Annotated in this window: 14 protein-coding genes and 1 tRNA gene; 12 read left to right on the forward strand and 3 right to left on the reverse strand. The window is 48.3% G+C overall.

The window, feature by feature from the left end:
• Window positions 1-155: 155 nt before the first annotated feature.
• Window positions 156-240, forward strand: a tRNA-Leu gene (locus MFP24_RS11845).
• A 298-nt stretch (window positions 241-538) separates the two neighbouring features.
• On the opposite strand, the gene MFP24_RS11850 is transcribed toward MFP24_RS11845, so the two are convergent.
• Window positions 539-1,695, reverse strand: a protein-coding gene (locus MFP24_RS11850) for an IS3 family transposase (RefSeq protein ID WP_249230287.1) whose coding sequence is annotated in 2 segments (ribosomal slippage) — window positions 539-1,443 and window positions 1,443-1,695 — 1,158 coding nt in all. Because the reading frame shifts where the segments join, the coding sequence is not laid out codon by codon here.
• A 462-nt stretch (window positions 1,696-2,157) separates the two neighbouring features.
• Here MFP24_RS11850 and MFP24_RS11855 point away from each other — a divergent pair.
• The 6 genes from MFP24_RS11855 (at window position 2,158) to MFP24_RS11880 (ending at window position 9,643) form a co-directional block, all read left to right on the forward strand.
• Window positions 2,158-3,126 carry a DNA-methyltransferase gene (locus MFP24_RS11855; RefSeq protein ID WP_249230288.1) on the forward strand — a complete coding sequence of 323 codons (969 nt, stop codon included), beginning with the start codon at window positions 2,158-2,160 and terminating at the stop codon, window positions 3,124-3,126.
• Window positions 3,123-5,135 (forward strand): ATP-binding protein, encoded by a 2,013-nt coding sequence (locus MFP24_RS11860; protein ID WP_249230289.1) that lies wholly within the window; start codon window positions 3,123-3,125, stop codon window positions 5,133-5,135. Before MFP24_RS11855 ends, MFP24_RS11860 begins: the two co-directional genes overlap by 4 nt.
• Window positions 5,135-6,523 carry a hypothetical protein gene (locus MFP24_RS11865; RefSeq protein ID WP_249230290.1) on the forward strand — a complete coding sequence of 463 codons (1,389 nt, stop codon included), beginning with the start codon at window positions 5,135-5,137 and terminating at the stop codon, window positions 6,521-6,523. The genes MFP24_RS11860 and MFP24_RS11865 overlap by 1 nt, the downstream gene beginning before the upstream one ends.
• Window positions 6,524-7,204: 681 nt before the next feature.
• Window positions 7,205-7,495 carry a transposase gene (locus MFP24_RS11870; RefSeq protein ID WP_094102313.1) on the forward strand — a complete coding sequence of 97 codons (291 nt, stop codon included), beginning with the start codon at window positions 7,205-7,207 and terminating at the stop codon, window positions 7,493-7,495.
• An 8-nt stretch (window positions 7,496-7,503) separates the two neighbouring features.
• Window positions 7,504-8,346, forward strand: coding sequence for an IS3 family transposase (locus MFP24_RS11875; RefSeq protein ID WP_249230291.1), 843 nt, complete (start codon window positions 7,504-7,506; stop codon window positions 8,344-8,346).
• An 88-nt stretch (window positions 8,347-8,434) separates the two neighbouring features.
• Window positions 8,435-9,643: an IS256 family transposase gene (locus MFP24_RS11880; RefSeq protein WP_249230292.1), complete on the forward strand. Its 1,209-nt coding sequence runs from the start codon at window positions 8,435-8,437 to the stop codon at window positions 9,641-9,643.
• A 10-nt stretch (window positions 9,644-9,653) separates the two neighbouring features.
• On the opposite strand, the gene MFP24_RS11885 is transcribed toward MFP24_RS11880, so the two are convergent.
• The gene (locus tag MFP24_RS11885; RefSeq protein WP_249230293.1) at window positions 9,654-9,998 is read right to left on the reverse strand and encodes a hypothetical protein; all 345 of its coding nucleotides are present in this window, start codon (window positions 9,996-9,998) and stop codon (window positions 9,654-9,656) included.
• A 490-nt stretch (window positions 9,999-10,488) separates the two neighbouring features.
• Between MFP24_RS11885 and tnpA the strand changes: the two genes are divergently transcribed.
• The 3 genes from tnpA (at window position 10,489) to tnpC (ending at window position 12,719) form a co-directional block, all read left to right on the forward strand.
• Window positions 10,489-10,791 (forward strand): IS66 family insertion sequence element accessory protein TnpA, encoded by a 303-nt coding sequence (gene tnpA, locus MFP24_RS11890; RefSeq protein WP_249230294.1) that lies wholly within the window; start codon window positions 10,489-10,491, stop codon window positions 10,789-10,791.
• Window positions 10,785-11,120 (forward strand): IS66 family insertion sequence element accessory protein TnpB, encoded by a 336-nt coding sequence (gene tnpB / locus MFP24_RS11895; RefSeq protein ID WP_249230295.1) that lies wholly within the window; start codon window positions 10,785-10,787, stop codon window positions 11,118-11,120. Before tnpA ends, tnpB begins: the two co-directional genes overlap by 7 nt.
• A 66-nt stretch (window positions 11,121-11,186) precedes the next feature.
• A complete protein-coding gene (gene tnpC / locus MFP24_RS11900) occupies window positions 11,187-12,719 on the forward strand; it encodes an IS66 family transposase (RefSeq protein WP_249230296.1) in 1,533 nt (510 codons plus the stop codon).
• 315 nt (window positions 12,720-13,034) lie between these two features.
• On the opposite strand, the gene MFP24_RS11905 is transcribed toward tnpC, so the two are convergent.
• Window positions 13,035-14,132 (reverse strand): DUF1615 domain-containing protein, encoded by a 1,098-nt coding sequence (locus tag MFP24_RS11905; protein WP_249230297.1) that lies wholly within the window; start codon window positions 14,130-14,132, stop codon window positions 13,035-13,037.
• A 407-nt stretch (window positions 14,133-14,539) separates the two neighbouring features.
• On the opposite strand from MFP24_RS11905, the gene MFP24_RS11910 reads away from it, so the two are divergent.
• Together MFP24_RS11910 and aspA are read left to right on the forward strand one after the other, a co-directional pair.
• Complete coding sequence (locus MFP24_RS11910) at window positions 14,540-15,535, forward strand: LysR family transcriptional regulator (protein ID WP_318011337.1); 996 nt, start codon at window positions 14,540-14,542, stop codon at window positions 15,533-15,535.
• A 245-nt stretch (window positions 15,536-15,780) separates the two neighbouring features.
• Complete coding sequence (gene aspA / locus MFP24_RS11915) at window positions 15,781-17,220, forward strand: aspartate ammonia-lyase (RefSeq protein ID WP_249230299.1); 1,440 nt, start codon at window positions 15,781-15,783, stop codon at window positions 17,218-17,220.
• The last annotated feature ends 139 nt before the right edge of the window (window positions 17,221-17,359 follow it).

Raw genomic sequence — 17,359 nt, forward strand, 5'->3', positions numbered from 1 at the left:
TACAGCGCGGCCCGACTCCCCTCCCCGGCGCTGAAAACGCGATAACGCCTTGCCAAAGATGATTTTTTCAGCACTTGACCCGACGGCGGGCGGATTAAAGTTGCGCGCAAGTCGGCAAACGGTATAATGCACCCGTTTTCCGCATACCTCTTCGTGCCGAAGTGGCGAAATCGGTAGACGCAGTTGATTCAAAATCAACCGTAGAAATACGTGCCGGTTCGAGTCCGGCCTTCGGCACCATCGGAACATCAATAGACGTCAATGGACGTCTTTTTTTGTGCCTGAAATCCAGTATCCGCAAGGCTTTCCTCGCTTTTTCACTCAACCTAAGTCAACCTGATTCAATCTACATCAACTTACTGATGCGGATACAACTGCGGGTATATCCCGGTTCGATAATGTTTGTACCCACACAGAACCCTTGAAAGGATATTCATCATGGCTCTGAGTGATGTGAAGGTTCGTGCTGCCAAATCTGAAACAAAAGCCTATAAGCTTAAAGACAGTGTGATCTTGCCCAGCAACGGTGGACACTGCCTTAAGCGAGGTTTCTTTCCTCAAATTGCACCGGGCTTAGCCCGCCGTTAGCACTATGCCGTCGGTGCCGATTGTAGTCTATCTCGATATACTCGAATACCGCCGATTTCATCTCCCCCCGCGTGTTGAACCTCTCTCCGTGGATTAGCTCCACTTTCAGGCTGTGGAAGAAGCTTTCCGCACAGGCGTTATCGTAGCAACAGCCCTTTGCGCTCATACTGCATATCAGTCCATTGTCTTTGATAACACCCTGATAATCATGGGAACAATACTGGCTCCCTCTGTCAGAGTGAACTATCACGCCTCGCGGCATCTTTCGCCGCCACAGCGCCATTTTCAGCGTATTGCACGCCAGTTCCGCCGTCATTCGTTCCGACATCGACCAACCCACCACCCGGCGCGAATACAGGTCGATAACCACCGCCAGGTACAGCCAGCCTTCCTCTGTCCACAGGTAGGTGATATCCCCAACGTACTTCTGGTCCGGCCCCGTTGCACTGAAGTCCTGTTGCAACAGGTTCGGTGCCACCGGCAAGTTATGCCGGCTGTTTGTCGTGGCTTTAAACTTGCGCGCCGCTCTGGCCCGTAATCCCTGACGTCGCAGACTGACCGCCACCGTTTTACGGTTCCAGCCATGGCCAGCTTCACGCAACTCCTGCGTCAAACGGGGCGCGCCATAGCGCTGTTTTGCCTGTATAAAAGCTTGTGCCACCCGCTCATCACACTGCTGACGACGCATCTGCCGCAGCGAGAAGGATTGTCGGCGCTTCAACCACGCATACCAGCCACTGCGCGAGACGCACAGTACCCGGGCCAGGCTTTTCACTGAGAACGCCGCCTGATGTTGGTGTATAAAACCGTACTTCACTTCAGGCGTCTGGCGAAGTAGGTGGCCGCCTTTTGGAGGATGGCCAGTTCCTCATCCCGCTCGGCCAGTTGGCGCTTGAGGCGGGCGATTTCTGTTGCTTGTTGCTGCTCACGCTCAGAGGTGGAGCCCTGCTGACGTTGTTTACTGCGCCAGACGTAGAGTTGAGAGTCGTGCAGGCCGAGCTCCCGGGCAGCTTTGGCTACACCGATACGCTCAGCCAGCGCCTGCTGGCGAAATTCCGGGGTATATTGATTACGGGATGTCTTCTTCACAGATTTTGCTTGCGTCATGGTTCACCTTGTTAACGATTTTACTCGCTTAACAGCGTGTCCACTATTCGTGGGTAGGATCAAGCCTCACCGGGAAGGTGGCAACTTGAAGGCTCTGGTTGTGAACAAATCAGTTTGAATTATGCACAACTTTAGCTATTGAGCAATAGAGTAATTTGCACGTGGGTAAAGCGAACTCTCTGGTTTCTTTGAATATATTGTTATTGCTTTAACGAATTATGATTGACGTCGTAGTATGTACACTCAGATGCGCTATACGGTAGAATTGTGTCTAAAAATGCTCAGATACGTTGAAAATCTGAGACATTTAACAGCAAAAGAATTTTGTAAGGGATAGATTTCTCGTACGAACTTAAGAATCTCAGTCCCTTTGAGACTCTGTGTTACTTGGGCTTAGAGCATCTGAGGAAACACGGATTTGATTTAGAAAATTTTATTAATTTACAAGGTATTCAATACCATATGAATCTCTACTATAAAACAGAACTTGGAAAGCTCTATCTTGGGGACACTCTTGAGGTCCTTAATGATGAGGAGATTAGTAAATATGTAGGGAAAGTAAACCTTATCGTTACATCACCACCTTTCCCATTGAATAATAAGAAAAAATATGGTAATGAAATAGGCGAGGCATACCGAGAATGGTTTAAAAAACTGACACCTGTCTTCAATCAACTCCTTGCTGATGATGGCTCACTTGTCATTGAGATAGGTAACGCTTGGGAACCGGAGAGGCCTGTACAATCAACTTTGCACTTAGAATGTTTGTTTGAAATGACAAAACAGCGGAATTCTGAACTCCGATTAATTCAGGAGTTTATTTGTTATAATCCCGCAAAATTGCCATCTCCTGCTCAGTGGGTCACTGTTAATAGGTTGCGTACTGTTGATAGCTATACTCATGTTTGGTGGCTTGCTAAGACTGATTATCCGAAAGCAGACAATAAAAAAGTCTTACGGCCTTATAGTAAAAGTATGCGGAAATTATTAGAACGCCAAAGTTATAATTCTGGAATGCGTCCATCTGAGCACAATATCAGTGAAAAAGGCTTCCTGAAAGATCATGGTGGAAGCATATCTCACAATTTTTTTGAACTTGAGCCTATAGATGAGTCTCGAGAGGTTCGCTTACCACACAATGTAATGTCTTTCTCAAATGTATCATCTAATGATTTCTTTATTAGAAAATGTAAAGAAATGAACATAAAACCACACCCGGCGAGAATGAACAAAGGTATAGTTAATTTCTTTATTGATTTTCTGACAGATGAAAATGATCTTGTATTTGATCCTTTCGGTGGTAGTAATACAACAGGTTTTTGTGCCGAATTGAAAAAAAGAAGATGGTTAGCAATAGAAGCGGATGAGAAATACGCAGAACAATCAAAAATAAGATTCGAAGACCCTGAATTGAAAAAGGAAATCATATGAATTTAAATTCGGCTTTATCAACAGATTTATTAAAAGAAGGCAGGAATAAGGAACAGTTTGTTGGTCGACCTTTCTATCTATCTTATGATCTTGCCAGACTGTTAGTTTGTGATGCCTGGAAAGCTCAGGTTAAAGGGATACCAGCCGGTTGTTTTCTGCTTGCATTTTACGATGGTGAAGACGGTGTTGAAGAGGCTGTATTGCTTAGGGCACTTTCTCAGACAAAACTCCCTACTGATAATGATGTAATATCATCAATGATAGAGTATTACAAGGATAACTTAGATATATCGGGGCGAGCTGGTAGTTTGAAAGGCGGGAAGTTAGATGAATTTACACGTTACGAATTTAGCTTTTCAGGTTTAGAATGTAGGGTTCTCGGTGTATTTTATAGAACACAGAAAGGGAATATAGAATTTGGTGCTGACCTTGAGAACTTTTATGCAGCTAATAATTACACTGTATACAAAGCCAATGGAGATGTTCTTGAATTTATAGTTAATCAACGAGATGATGGAGGTCTAGTTGGTCAGGACTCTGAATTTAAAATTGGTAGCGTAAGATATTCATCTAGCCGTAGACATCAATCTCAAGAGGAAAATGTTAATGTATGGGTAAATCCTAAAGATTTTTTAGGAAAAAGGTCTGCTATGTTTGGGATGACCCGTACTGGTAAGTCGAACACTGTAAAAAAAGTGATAGAAGCAACAGAGGAAATTTCAAGAAAAGCTTTAATGCTATTGGATTCGGCTTCTCCTGAAACATCTGAGTTTACATCTTCTGGAAGTCCAACATTTCCAGTAGGGCAGATTATATTTGATGTGAATGGTGAGTATGCAAATGCAAATAGACAGGATTCTGGTACAGCTATCTATGATCTATATAAAGAAAAGGTTTATAGATATAGTGTATTAGAGAAAAATGATTTTAAAGTGATGAAAGTTAATTTCTTTAAAGATATTGAAAGTGGTTTTAGTCTTATATCTAGTTACTTTCAAGAGCAATCTTTAGGGGGCGACTATGTTAACAACTTTATTGCAGTTAGTTTTGAAAAACCGGAAAGCACAAATCTGAATGGTTCAGAATGGACAAGATATAATAGATTAGTTGCTGCCTATAAATGTTGTTTGTACAGAGCTGGTTTCAAAGCGCCGAATGGTGAAAAAATTAAATTTACTGGTGCGGCGGAAATCAATGGTGAAATTCTAGAGGGTAGAGTTTTGGATCCTAAACAAGGATTAACCCTTGAAGAGGCTTGCACATGGTTTGAAAGAGTATGGGAACAATATGACGAGCTGAAATTTTTCAAAGATTATATAAATAAGAAAGGATATGAATGGGCAAATGATGATTTAAAATCAATGATGGTATTTTTAACGACTTACAAATTACCGGGTAAAAAAAATCAAGTAAGTGGTTATAAGAAGATTCGTGTAAAACAATTGCATAATTTACACACTACGAGTATGGATGAATCGTTTGAAATAGAAATTCCTCGTCTGCTACAACAAGGTAAAATTGTTATTGTTGACTTGTCACAAGGTGAACCGGTAGTCCAGCGATTATTCTCTGAGAAAATTTGTCGTTCCACATTCAATATCTCCATGGATCGCTTTATCAATAACCTTCCAAATAATTTTATCCAATTTTATTTTGAAGAGGCACATAACTTATTTCCTAAAAAAGATGATAAAGATCTTAGTCAGATATATAACAGAATTGCTAAAGAAGGAGCTAAGCTACATTTAGGGATGATATATGCTACTCAAGAGGTTAGTTCTATTAGCTCGAATATACTAAAGAATACACAAAACTGGTTTATCGCACATCTGAATAACATTGATGAAACAAAAGAGCTTGAGAAATATTATGATTTTAAAGATTTTACACATTCATTAGTTAATTTTTCTGCAACTAATGATAAAGGTTTTGTTAGGATGAAAACTTATACAAATCCTTTTATTGTTCCGGTCCAAATTGATCGTTTTTTAGCTAATAAGGGTATGTGATGAGTTATAGTGCAAAAGGCAATCGCCCATTTGAGTGGGCTAGTAAATCACAACATACTCATGTGATCAATGATCCGTCTGTCCAAAATTTGATGAATAGATGTAAATTCCCCTCTACCAATGAAGAGTCGAAAAATGATGTCCTTGAGCATTCTATTGAAATAAATACAGGTGTATCTAGGGACGTAACGACCATCATAGCTGTCGATGGTGGTTATACTGAGGTTACTGTAAGGAAAAATTATCCGAGCTCAAAGGTTGCATTCTTTCAATTTGGTGGACTGGAATTTAGTTTAGAGGACTTAAAACAGTTGGGGGATTATCCCTTTATCCATCCAGAAAAAATGGAAAAATTCAAAAAACTAGCAAGATTTAAACTTGCCATCCCTACAAAGGCAACGTCTTTAGATTCTCTTTCAATGGTTGATTCTGTCAGAATACCTATAATTGAGTTTTTTAATGAGAGTAGGGACGGTAAGAAATATATAGACACACTTAAGTGGTTAGTATTTAATGAGTTTAAAAAGAGAAGCATCGACTGTGATTCATCTCTTCACCAAATAACATTTGGGAGTTTGCCTAAACGGAATGGAGAGATATTTAAAGATGTTATTGTTAATAAATTTGATATAGATAATCAGGGGTATTTTATTTATGGCGGAGAGACATTTAATCTTATTGATATTTTAAGGTTTCATGAGGTTGTAGATGAAGAGTTAGGGGCTAGCGGTATTTTAGGATACTTGACGAATGTGATTGAGCATATAATTATTGTTCATTGCATAAAAGAAATTGTAACTCGGAAACCTTCATTTTTGAAACGATTTCTTTTCATTAAAGATGGCCCTTTAGGTTTCTTTGGTCAAACAGCAAAATTGCATAAAGATATGAGGGAATTATGTAACTTATATATTGATGAGTATTCGCTAAAATTAGTCGGCTTAGAAAAATCAGGTTCTTTTGTTGAACATGCAGAGCAAATCTCTTCTGGAGATAGTGCTTGTTTGCTAAAAGGTCAAGCGCTGCCACTTTTTAATAATTATATTTATAAACATATACTTCCTGGCCCTACCACTGAAGAGGAGTTAGATAAGGTTCCTCCATATGCCTCAACTTCTTATTACAGCGGGAAGTTGATTTATCGTAGTAAATCGGATAGGGTTTGGGTTTTAACTATACCTATTAAAAACAGTGAAGAAATCAAAAGATTAAATAGAAATTCATTCTCTAATTTAGATGAGATTCTTAATGTTGTTGAACATCTGAAGTGTGACATGTATGAGAATGCTATTGTACCTATCGCATTAGTTAATCAGCTAGTATCTCTTGCAAATCACCCATCTTCTAATATGTTAGAAAAATTTGCCATTCAATCAATGAATGAATAAGTGCACTATATCTTAGACATGAAGGTGAATTAATGTTCACCTTCATGTCCTGTTAAAATAATTAAGTGTATATGATTTTCTATAGACATATTAGGTATGTTTATTATTAATATTGTTTATTCACAATAATCTCCCCACCGCCGGTTGCGGTAGGAATAGCCGTTACCGGCTACCCCCCGCACAGATCCGGACGTGCGCTGCTAACGCATCCGGCTCCTACTTCGGGTGTCTGGCGTAGAAACGCTGCACAGGATAAGGATGGACGACTCTGGGTTTGGGGAGCCAACGCTCTGCCAGTGAGCTGTAACGTTCCCAACTCATGCTGTGGCGTTGGCTTCTTCGCCTCAGGGATTTCAGCCACATTCGCTTTACTTCCCTCACGAACTGACCTACCGCTCTGGCATTGAAGGGAACACCGTAATAATTTATGTGTCCCTGCACTACCCGCTTCAGCCAGCTACCCGTTTGGGCGGGCTTCTCGTGCAGTCGTTTACGAAGTGCCTGCTTTATTTGCTTCAGTTGCGTCAGGCGCCGTTTCCGTTTCGTTGTGCGCATCACCGCATCCTTACCGGTATGTAATCGCCCGATATAGTGCGTGAAACCCAAAAAATCAAACGTGTGATCTGTCCTTGATTTAGTGCCCACCTTGTTTTCAAATCAGTCAACGAAAGCGAGGTCACTATGACGAGACAACAATATACCCCGGAGTTCAAGCGCAGAGCCGTGGCGTTACTGCTCGAAAGCGGCAAGTCTGTTGCCCGTATGGCACAGGAGCTTGATATCAAAGAGAACACGCTCTATAACTGGAAAAAACTCTATCAGGATAAGGCGGATGCCGCTTTTTCCAACTCGCCCCAGCTTTCCGAACAGGAGCTGGAAATTCGCCGCCTTAAAGCCAAAATCGCCGAACTGGAAGAGGATAAGCTCATCCTGAAAAAAGCGGCGGCGTTCTTTGCGCGGGAAAGCCGCTAAGATACGCCATGGTCGCTCAGTTATCGGCTTTCCATGCGGTGAAACGGGTTTGCCTGCTGCTCAATGTCAGCACGCGGGGTTACTGGTCGTGGCGCAACCGAACGCCTGGTCTGCGACGACAGGAGGATGACATACTGAGCCGGCGGCTCATTCAGTTGCATCACGACAGCCGGGGAACTTATGGTATCCGGCGTCTGCAAAGTGATTTACAGGATGAACAGCGTTTTCATGGTAAAAGCCGCATCAGCCGTCTGATGAAACAGTCCGGTCTGAAAGCCGCGAATCAGACGCGCTATAAAGTGACGACGAACAGCCGGCACGATTATCCGATAGCGCCCAATCTGCTAAACCGGGAATTTAGCCCGGCAGAAGCGGATGTGGCGTGGGCTACGGATATAACGTATATCCGCACGGAAGAAGGCTGGCTGTATCTGGCGACAGTCATAGACCTGTATTCCAGACGAATAATCGGCTGGAGTCTGAGTAACAGACTGAAAACTCAGGTTGTGATTGACGCACTGGAAATGGCGATAAAACAGCGAAAGCCGACAAGGCAGGTAATAGCGCATTCGGACAGAGGGAGTCAATATGCGAGCCATCGATATCGGGATGTACTGAAAGATAACGATTTGCGCTGCTCAATGAGCGGAAAAGGTTGCTGTTACGACAATGCGGTAATGGAAAGCTTCTATCACACGCTGAAAACGGAGCTGATGCGGGGAAAAGGGTTTGTCAGCAGAGAACAGGCGATGAACGCCATATTCGATTATATAGAGGTGTTTTACAATCGCCGTCGCAAACATTCGACACTGGGTTATCAAACGCCGGTGGATTATGAAATGGCGGCGTAATTAGGTGGGAATAATTGAGCCTGTACATAAATTTGTGTAATTGCCTGATTTTGATATGTTCAATCCAACATCAAAAGCAGGTTAATTTATGGACGAAAAACAGTTACAAGCCCTGGCTAACGAACTGGCCAAAAATCTCAAAACCCCTGAAGATCTCAGCCAGTTCGATCGCCTGCTGAAAAAAATCAGTGTCGAAGCCGCCCTTAATGCTGAAATGACCCACCATCTCGGGTACGAGAAAAATCAGCCCAAAACGGGTCCCAACGCCCGCAACGGGTATTCCACAAAAACTGTCATTACCGGCGATGGCCCGCTGGAACTGCGTACTCCGCGTGATCGTGACGCCACATTCGACCCTCAACTGGTGAAGAAAAATCAGACTCGTATAACCAGCATGGATAATCAAATTCTGTCGTTATACGCCAAAGGCATGACTACCCGCGAAATCGTCGCGACGTTTAAGGAACTGTATGACGCGGAGGTGTCGCCGGCCCTGATTTCAAAAGTCACGGACGCGGTGATGGAACAGGTTGTTGAATGGCAGAATCGGCCGTTGGATAGTCTTTATCCCATTGTTTATCTTGACTGTATTGTCCTTAAGGTCCGACAGGACAGCCGCGTCATCAACAAATCCGTGTTCCTGGCCCTGGGCATCAATATCGACGGTCAGAAAGAGCTATTGGGTATGTGGCTGGCGGAAAATGAGGGGGCGAAGTTCTGGCTGAATGTGCTGACGGAGCTTAAAAACAGAGGCCTGAACGACATTCTCATCGCCTGCGTTGACGGTCTGAAAGGCTTCCCTGACGCAATTAACGCGGTATATCCGCAAACCCGCATCCAATTGTGCATCGTCCATATGGTGCGTAACAGCCTGCGCTTCGTCTCATGGAAGGACTATAAGGCCGTCACTCGCGACCTGAAGGCGGTTTATGGGGCAGCGACGGAAGAAGCGGCGTTGCAGGAGTTGGAAACGTTTGCCAGGGTCTGGGATGAGCGTTACCCGCAAATCAGCCGGAGCTGGCGGGCAAACTGGGCGAATCTGTCAACGTTCTTCGCGTACCCGGATGACATCCGTAAGGTGATTTACACGACCAATGCCATAGAATCGCTGAACAGCGTCATCCGGCATGCGCTCAAGAAGCGCAAGGTGTTCCCAACAGATGACTCAGTGAGGAAAGTGGTGTGGCTGGCGATACAGTCGGCATCAAAAAAATGGACGATGCCGATACAAAACTGGCGGCTGGCGATGAGCCGCTTTATTATCGAGTTCGGTGACCGCCTGGACGGTCACTTCTGAGAAACGGCATTTACACAGAATCGTGTACAGGGTCCCGGTGGAGTCTGTCATGAAGTCCGTGGATATTGTCATGCAGGTTATCTGCGTAACGCTCCCATGTGACCCCATCGCAGCCCGGTGCGGACTGGCGCTTGAGTTGCAGAAAGCTCTGCCACAGCAGGCTTTCATCCATGTGGTGAAAAAGATTAGTAAACTGTTGCTTCTTATTCTGTTTCGCTATTTTTCGCACAGCCGGCAGGCGTGACGTCGCATTTTCCCGGCTCTGTGTCCGGATACGGGCGCACTGTTGGCTGTTCCCCTCAGTCGGAAGCCTTCCCTCCATCAATTCCGCCACATTGTTACCTGTCTTGTTCACTGATTTCTCCGGTACTATGCTTCCGTCCGACTTCCTGAACACGGCACTATCTCCGCACGACGGCTTAAACGGCCCCGGCCCATGTGCTCATCATGGGCAGCCGTTCAGGATCTCCCAGGTTCCGTGTGTAGAACTTCCTCACATGCACAGGGTCTCCGACCCCGGGAGGCATGACTGTGGCTCGCCAATAACACCACCGTCATTGTTGGTTTCTGCTTCGCTTAACAGCATCACCGCCTCCAATTCCCGATTACGTGGCTCAATACCTGGCCTATGAGTACCTTCGCTAACACTTCACGCCAGAAGTTACCCGCTGACGCGCATAGCTAAAGGACCGGGCGAGTGGCTAACCTTTACCCGGAAGGGACTTTCACCCTCTGTTCTATCACCAGCTTTCCTGGCGTACTAAGCGTCCGGCAAACTCATATTGTTAACAAAACTCTGCTGCCACATGCTGTCCTCATTCAATAAAACGAACCTGAGGTAAAATATGGCAAAACGTTATTCTCACCGTGAACGGCAACAGCATCTCGACGCCTGGCAACAGAGCGGGTTAACTAAACAACACTATTGCCGGCAACACGATTTGAACCCGGCCACCTTTTATTACTGGCTCAAACATCATCACGATGACGCTACCGTGGCCGCTCCCGCAGCATTCATTCCTGCGCGCCGGGTTATGCCAGGGAATAACGACGCCGACACGGTGACGCTCAACCTCCCCAACGGGTGTTCGGTCTGCTGTCTTCCCGCTCAGTTGCGGGCCGTGATGCAGGCCCTGTCCCTGTGTTAACGCCGCAACACATCTGGCTGGCGCGCGAACCGGTCGATATGCGCCGGGGGATTGATACCCTGACCCAATACATTACCGACCACCTGCACCAACCCTGGCAAGGGGAAGCCGCTTTTGTCTTCTGCAACAAGGCGCGCTCGCGTATCAAAGTCCTGCGTTGGGACAAGCACGGCGTCTGGCTGTGTCTTCGCCGTCTTCATCAGGGGCATTTTATCTGGCCGAAACAGGGGGATGTCGCCTGGATACTGTCGCCGGAACAGTTCGACTGGCTGATGAAAGGCATCGACTGGAAACGCGTCGACGGGCTGGATTTAACTCAATGGAAATAAAGATAAAAATTAATTAAGGCATTGATTTTAAATGACAACAATATCCTGCCTTGATAAAATAAAGGCATGGATATCGACTCGCTGCTGACTTCACAAAATCCCGATGACCTGCGCTCTCTGGCGTTGAAATTACTCGCGGACCTTGAGCAGCAGACGCAGCGAAACCAGACGCAGGCAGGTTATATCCAGCAACTGGAAGAGGCGCTGAAAAATGCCCGTCACTGGCGTTTTGGCCGTAAAAGTGAAGCCTTCCAGGGTGAACAGCGCGGACTGTTCGATGAAGATATCGAGGCCGATGCCGCCGATATCGAGCAGCAGCTGGTCACATTATTACCCGAACCTGAAGCGGAAAAACCCGCAGTGCCTAAGCGCCGACCGCTGCCGCCTGAACTGCCGCGCCAGGATATCCACCTGGCCCCGGCATCCGATAGCTGCCCGGACTGCGGCCATGCCCTGCGCTTCATCCGCGACGAAATCAGCGAGCGGCTGGAGTATGTACCGGCCCGCTTCATCGTGCATCGCCATATCCGTCCGCAGTTCAGCTGTGAACACTGCGATACCGTCGTCAGTGCCGCGCTTCCGGCGCAGCTGATAGAAAAAGGCCAGCCCGGTCCGGGCCTGCTGGCGCAGGTGGTGTGTGCCAAAAGCCTTGACCACCTGCCGCTCTACCGTCAGCAGGCGATATATCAACGCAGCGGTGTCGACCTCCCGCGCAGTACCCTGGCGGGCTGGTTCGGGGCGGTTGGCGCGGCGCTCAAACCGCTGGCCGACGCGCTCCATCACGACCTGTTGCAGCATCCGGTGCTCCAGGCCGACGAAACCCCGCTGTCCATCCTCGACCCCGGCAAGGGGAAAACCCGGCGTGGTTACCTCTGGGCCTATATCACCGCCCGGGGTGCTGACCGGTCGATAGTGCTTTATGACTGTCAGCCGGGACGCAGTGGCCAATATGCCCGTGATGTGCTTGAGGGCTGGCGCGGCACCCTGGTGGTGGACGGTTATGCCGGTTACCAGGCGCTGTTCGACAGCGGCCAGGCACTTGAGGCCGGCTGCTGGGCACACGCCCGGCGCAAGTTCTTCGAGCTGTTCACTGCCAACAAAAGCCCGGTAGCCAAACTGGCTCTCGATGCTATCCGTGAGTTGTACAAACTTGAGCGTAAAATCAAACAGCGGCCGGCGGATAAAAAACGCCAGTGGCGACAGCGCTATGCGAAACCCCGGCTGGCGGTCTTCCATCAGTGGCTGGTGTCGCAACAGCCGCAGGCCGCGCCCAACTCCGCGCTGCGCAAAGCGTTGGACTACACCCTGAAACGCTGGCCGGCCTTACTGCGTTATCTGGATGACGGGCGGGTCCCCATAGACAATAACCGCACGGAAAACTGCATCCGTCCGGTAGCCGTAGGCCGCAAGAACTGGCTTTTTGCCGGATCGCTGCGCGCCGGGCAAAGGATGGCGTCTATCCTGAGCCTGCTGGAAACCGCGAAACTGAACGGCCACGATCCTTATATCTGGCTACGTGACGTATTAACGCGCTTGCCTACCTGGCCCAACAACCGGATCAGCGAGTTGTTGCCCTACGCCGAAAATAGCTTTAGCTGATACCGACCAGTCTATAATGTTACTTCAGTGGCGCAATGTGAGTTCGTCGGACGCTTACCCTTTATTCGTTTTTACGCTGCAGATTTTAGCCCGGTTTCTGGCTTATCCGGATTCAGCATCACTACACCTATAAAAATATAACGTTTAGGCTCTCCCGCAAAAAACAGTTTAGCAAAATCAACGAGGAGTTTTATTGATGCAGAGCTAATCGCTTTGTGCCGATACGGCCATCACCTGATCGTTGATCAATTTGGCCCCCGAGTCATGTGATCGCGCCTCACGCCGCTTTAGAATATAAACCCGCCACCGCAGTTATTACCCCCGACCCATACAGCGCTGGCGACGATCATCTACCCGCTTCGCGAACCACGCCGTGGTCAGTTTGCGGGTGATTTTCGGGCTTTCCAGCGCGATGCCCGGCAGGATTTCACGCGGTGCCCTCTGCCCCGCCGATTTATCGGCCAGCGCATAGACCCGTTCATACAGACTGGTTTTTTCAAACGCCAGGCTATCCCCCTTCTCCAGCGCCCGGCGGATCGCGGCATCGCTCATATCAAGACGTTTGCCGAGCGAACGTACCGCCCGTTCGGTCGCTCCCGCTTTATCGGAGCCGTGATTGATCAAATCGCCATCCAGCGCCAGCGGAATGCCGCTTAACCGGCTGACGGCACGCTGGAATGCCGCATTGCGGCTGGCGTACCAGCCGGCGTTAAAATCGGCAAAACGGTAGAGGGAGCGGGAATAATTCGCCGGATAACCCAGCAGGTGCATAATGCCGAAATACATTCCCCCGCGACGGCTGAATACTTCACGGCGAATGGAGCCGTCAACCTGGTAGGGGTAGTTTTTGGCGTTGGCCTCGGCGAACGCGATGCTCACCTGCATCGGCCCGCCGGTATGCACCGGGTTCAGGCGGCCGAACAGTTTTTGCCCCATCGGCACCATATTGATGAAATCGTCAAAAATGGCGCTCAGCTCTTTTTCACTGCGCACCTTGTCCAGCCGTTCGCTGTAACTCTTGCCGTTGGGAGATTTGATCAACAGCGCGGTGCGCACCAGAAAAGGCGGGATATGAAGTTTTTCCGCCCGGCGATCAATCTCCTGCCAGGCGATTTTCGCCAGACCCGGCACCTGCGGATCGGCCTTGAACGTCGATTCCTGTTCGGTGACCGCCAGTACCGAGCACAGGTTTTCATCGCTGGGATCGATGGCCTGCGCGCTAAAAGCCGCGGCGATATCCGTCGCCCAGCCCTGACGATCGCCGACATTGGCCGGCATCAGTTGCAGCAGCCGGGCTTTGACATCCGCCGGGCGCGGCGCCGGCGTCTGCGAGGTCTGGCTCGAGCACCCGGCCAGCGTCAGCAACGCCATCAGACAAAGCGGGCGCAGCCCGGAAACGCGGTAATATGACATCTTATTCCTGAGTATGAGGAGGAAAGCCGAGCAACGTTAACGCAGCAGGCGCCGATGATCCAGCGGACAAAGAGCAGTCGTACGCTTTTGTCGCCACAAGACCGCTTGCAGCGCGGCATCGGGAAAAATTTCACAAAACTCATATTAATCTTATTTAAAATCATTAAGTTGCTATATTTTCGACATTTTTACAACGCGAGGTGATATTTTTCGCCTCCGTTAACTTCAGCGTAGCTACACCTAGTTATAAGAAAAAATTAATCAGTGACATGCGCTGCATTTTTTCCAGGATCGGATGGCTAAGATGGCGTCAGTCAGCACGCCTACCGGCAATGCATATGGGTTAAACTACACGTTTAGTTAAGTGTTTCAACAATCCAGTGCCCTTGCACCCTAGGCAATATCAAATGGTCAAACGAACAATGTCAGCCAATAAGTCGATTGATATGTATGCAGTCCACGTCTTCGTGACGGTGGCTGAGGCAGGAAGCATGACCGCGGCCGCCACGCGGTTAGGGCTGACGCCGTCAGCGGTCTCGCAAACAATCAGGCTATTGGAGGATGATTTTGGCGTGATGCTGGTCAACCGGGGCAGACGCCCTTTTGTGTTGACGCCCTACGGCATTGCGTTAAAAAACCGGGGCGAGGTGCTTACCGAAGAGATCGCCAACCTGAAAGCGCAGGTTCTGGAGGCGGGGCGCGGCATCAAACCCGACCTGCGCATCGGTCTGGTCGACTCTTTCGCCATCACCTGCGGTTCGGTGTTCACCAAACGGCTGTTAAGCAGTTCGTCGCAGTTGCTGATCCGTACCGGATTAAGTCCGCAGCAGGGGGAAGCCCTGATGCGTCGCGAACTGGATCTTATCGTGACCAGCGATCCGCTGATGGATACGGACAGCGTGGTGCGCTACCGGCTGTTTACCGAAGGCTATTTTATTATTACCCCTCCGGAATATCGCCAACGCATAAAAACCATCGAGGATATTCGCGAGCTGTCCGCCGCGCTGCCGCTGGTGAGGTTTAATCGCAATTCACAGATTGGCATGCAGATTGAGCGCTATCTGCGCAGAATCGATATTCGCGTTCCCAATATGCTCGAATTTGATAATGCGGATACCTTAACCTCCATGGTGTCGGCGGGAATCGGCTGGGCCGTTACCAGCCCCATCAGTTTTTTACAATCGGAAACCTATTCCCGGCAGGTTCTGACGCATATGCCGGAGCCGCTGAATATTAAACGTTCGCTTTATATTGTCGGGCATCGTGACGAGTACAGCGCTTTTTTTGACGAAGCATGCGATGTGACCCATGAAATTATCAAGACCGTATTTATTCCGAAACTGAAGAACCTGAATCGGGGCATCGAAAAACTGGTGTCTATTAATTCAGAGGATGCGGAATAGCGCGTCGATAAAGTTTTCGGCAGTAAGGAGAGGCGCCATCCGTGTAGGTAAAACAGCATTATAAAATTAGCGCGCTGCAACGCGATAATTGGGGGTTAATCATCCTGAAAATAATTCCCGAACATGATTGATAAAATCGTGATGGTTGAACATCGTCTTAAAAATAAGCAAGCCGTATTTTCCACCGATGTTAATCATCGGCTCAATATTCGAAATATAGTCCAATGCAATAAAGGATAATGGTTATGTCAAATAACATCCGTATAGAAGAAGATCTGTTAGGTACACGTGAAGTTCCCGCCAATGCGTATTACGGCGTTCATACGCTACGGGCTATTGAAAATTTTTATATCAGCGACAATACCATCAGCGATATTCCGGAATTCGTCCGCGCCATGGTGATGGTGAAAAAAGCGGCGGCGTTGGCCAACCGCGAATTGCAGACCATTCCGCGCAAGATTGCCGATACGATTATCCAGGCCTGTGACGAAGTGCTGAATAACGGCAAATGCATGGACCAGTTTCCGGTGGACGTCTATCAAGGGGGCGCCGGCACCTCGGTTAATATGAACACCAACGAAGTGCTGGCGAATATCGGTCTGGAGTTGATGGGGCATCAAAAGGGCGAATATCAATACCTCAATCCCAACGACCATCTGAACAAATGCCAGTCCACCAACGACGCCTACCCGACCGGTTTTCGCCTGGCGGTATACAGCTCCATCCTGAAACTGGTGGATGCCATCGCCCAGTTGGGTCAAGGGTTCGAGCGTAAAGCCAAAGAGTTTGAACATATCCTGAAAATGGGCCGCACCCAGTTGCAGGATGCGGTTCCGATGACGCTGGGTCAGGAATTCCACGCTTTCAACATCCTGCTGAAAGAAGAAAACAAGAATCTGCTGCACATCGCCGAACTGCTGCTGGAAGTGAATCTGGGCGCCACCGCCATCGGCACCCGTCTGAACACCCCGGATGAATATCAGCACCTGGCCGTGAAGTATCTGGCGCAGGTCAGCGGACTGCCGTGCGTGCCGGCCGAAGACCTGATCGAAGCGACCTCCGACTGCGGCGCCTATGTGATGGTGCACAGCGCCCTCAAGCGTCTGGCGGTGAAACTGTCGAAGATCTGTAACGACCTGCGTCTGCTCTCTTCCGGCCCGCGCACCGGTTTGAACGAAATCAACCTGCCGGAGTTGCAGGCGGGGTCTTCCATTATGCCGGCGAAGGTTAACCCGGTGGTGCCGGAAGTGGTGAATCAGGTGTGCTTCAAGGTTATCGGCAACGACACCTGCGTTACCATGGCGGCGGAAGCGGGCCAGCTCCAGCTGAACGTGATGGAACCGGTGATTGGGCAGGCCATGTTCGAGTCAACCCATATTCTGACCAACGCCTGCTATAATCTGCTGGAGAAATGCGTCAACGGCATTACCGCCAATAAAGAGGTGTGCGAAGCGTATGTCTTTAACTCCATCGGCATCGTGACCTACCTGAACCCGTTTATCGGCCACCATAATGGCGATATCGTCGGGAAAATTTGCGCCGAAACCGGCAAGAACGTGCGTGAAGTGGTACTGGAGCGCGGCCTGCTCACCGAAGAGCAACTGGACGACATCTTCTCCATTCAAAACCTGATGCATCCGGCCTATAAAGCCAAACGCTACACCGACGACAAAGAATCCGTTTAATCACCCTATTTGCCAACAACGGTCAGGCACATGGTTATCCACGCCATGTGCCGTCAACCCATAAATAAAAAATCATAAAAATCATAATAATAGATATACTCGACCGCTTTCGAGATGCAGAGAGGCGATAACCGGACGA

It is taken from the genome of Brenneria tiliae, assembly GCF_023347575.1.
Taxonomy (GTDB): Bacteria; Pseudomonadota; Gammaproteobacteria; order Enterobacterales; family Enterobacteriaceae; genus Brenneria; species Brenneria corticis.